Here is a 1,618-nt window from a genome sequence, read left to right as displayed (position 1 = left end):
GCCGGCCATCATTCCATGAAGGGTTGCCATAATGCTTCCTGTTCCTGCTCCGCAGCGATCGAGACGATGATTTATGGCGGCGGGAATCGGGATGCCAGGCCCATTTCCTCAAAGCATCGTTGCCATATCCGGAACGATCGCCCGGCGCGTCACCCTGCCGCCGCCCTTTCCGCCTGCATCCAGGCGAGTTCGGCCAGTTCCGGGAACGCGTTCGCCCGTTCGCGCGCCTGGGCCGAGGCGGCGGTGCCGCGCAGCGCCCTGCCCTTGATGCCGTGGAAGATCGCCGCCAGCCGGAAGAAGTTGAAGGCGACGTGGAAATCATGATCGGGGATCGCCTGCCGTCCGGTCCGGCGGCAATAGGAGGCCACATACTCCGCCTCGGTGGGAATGTTGAGCGCGGCGATATCCATGCCGCCCAGTCCCGCGACGATGTGGGGCGGCATCCGGTACATCATCGCATGATAGGCGAAGTCCGCGAGCGGATGGCCGAGCGTCGACAATTCCCAGTCGAGCACCGCCAGGACGCGGGGTTCGGTGGGGTGGAAGATCATATTGTCGCAACGGAAGTCGCCATGGACGATCGACGTCTGGTCGTCCGGCGGAATATGCGCCGGCAGCCATTCGACCAGCCGGTCCATGTTCCGGTCCCGCCCGGCATCGGCATCCTCCAGATATTGCCTGGACCAGCGGTCGATCTGACGCTGGAAATAATTGCCGGGGCGGCCATAGTCGGCCAGTCCGATCGCTGCATAATCCAGGCTGTGCAGCCGGGCCAGCGTCTCGTTCATCGCGTCGAAATAGGCAGGGCGGTCATGGCTGGCGACCTGCGGGAAGCTGGCGTCCCAGAATATCCGCCCCTCGACCATGTCCATGACATAGAAGGGGGTGCCGATGACCCCTTCGTCGACGCAGAGGGCATGGACATGGGCGACCGGAAATCCCGCCGATCCCAGCGCGGACAGCACGCGCGCCTCCCGCTCGACGGCATGCGCGCCCTTTACCAGCCGGCCCGGCGGCTTGCGGCGCAGCACATAGTGGCGACCTGGCGTGACGAGCTTGTAGGTGGGATTGCTCTGCCCGCCCCTGAACTGTTCGACGCGGAGCGGTCCCGAATAGCCATCGACATGATCCGCCATCCATCGCGCCAGACCGGCTTCATCGAACCGGTGCGCCTCCCGAACGGCGACGGTGCCGGCGTTTTCCGCTTCACCGGTGCTCATGGCACGTCCCCCGGATGGGCGCGCCCGATGGCCTTGGCGAGCGACCATTTGTGCACCTCCGTAGGTCCGTCATAGATGCGGAAGGCCCGGATTTCGCGGAATATCTGCTCTACCACCGTGTCGCCGCTCACCCCGGTCCCGCCCATGACCTGCACGCAGCGGTCCGCGATCCGCCACAGCGCTTCGGATACCGCCACCTTCGTCATCGAGCTTTCGATGATGCCGGGCGCGCCGGAGTCCAGCACGCCCGCGCACCAGTCGATCATCAGTTCCGACTGTTTCAGGTCGATCAGATTGTCCGCCAGCATGAAGCCCACGCCCTCATGGTCGATCAGCGGCTTGCCGAAGGCCTGTCGCTTGACGGCATAGCCGCGGGCGATGTCGTGCGCGCGCCCCCC

General features: G+C 65.3%; 2 protein-coding genes. Both read right to left on the bottom strand.

What is annotated here, in order from left to right:
* Positions 1 to 149: 149 nt before the first annotated feature.
* Complete coding sequence (locus SPHV1_RS03705) at positions 150 to 1,220, bottom strand: phosphotransferase (RefSeq protein WP_025549446.1); 1,071 nt, start codon at positions 1,218 to 1,220, stop codon at positions 150 to 152.
* Positions 1,217 to 1,618, bottom strand: a 402-nt coding sequence (locus tag SPHV1_RS03700) for an acyl-CoA dehydrogenase family protein (protein ID WP_255352252.1), incomplete at its 5' end; no start/stop codon positions are given. The genes SPHV1_RS03700 and SPHV1_RS03705, both read right to left, overlap by 4 nt.

The organism is Novosphingobium sp. KN65.2, assembly GCF_001368935.1.
GTDB classification, from domain to species: Bacteria; Pseudomonadota; Alphaproteobacteria; order Sphingomonadales; family Sphingomonadaceae; genus Novosphingobium; species Novosphingobium mathurense.
This window is presented reverse-complemented; position numbering and strand designations above follow the sequence as displayed.

Bases quoted from the DNA above. Each gene is read 5' to 3' on its own strand.
- SPHV1_RS03705 (WP_025549446.1), bottom strand. From the start codon at position 1,220: ATGAGCACCGGTGAAGCGGAAAACGCCGGCACCGTCGCCGTTCGGGAG.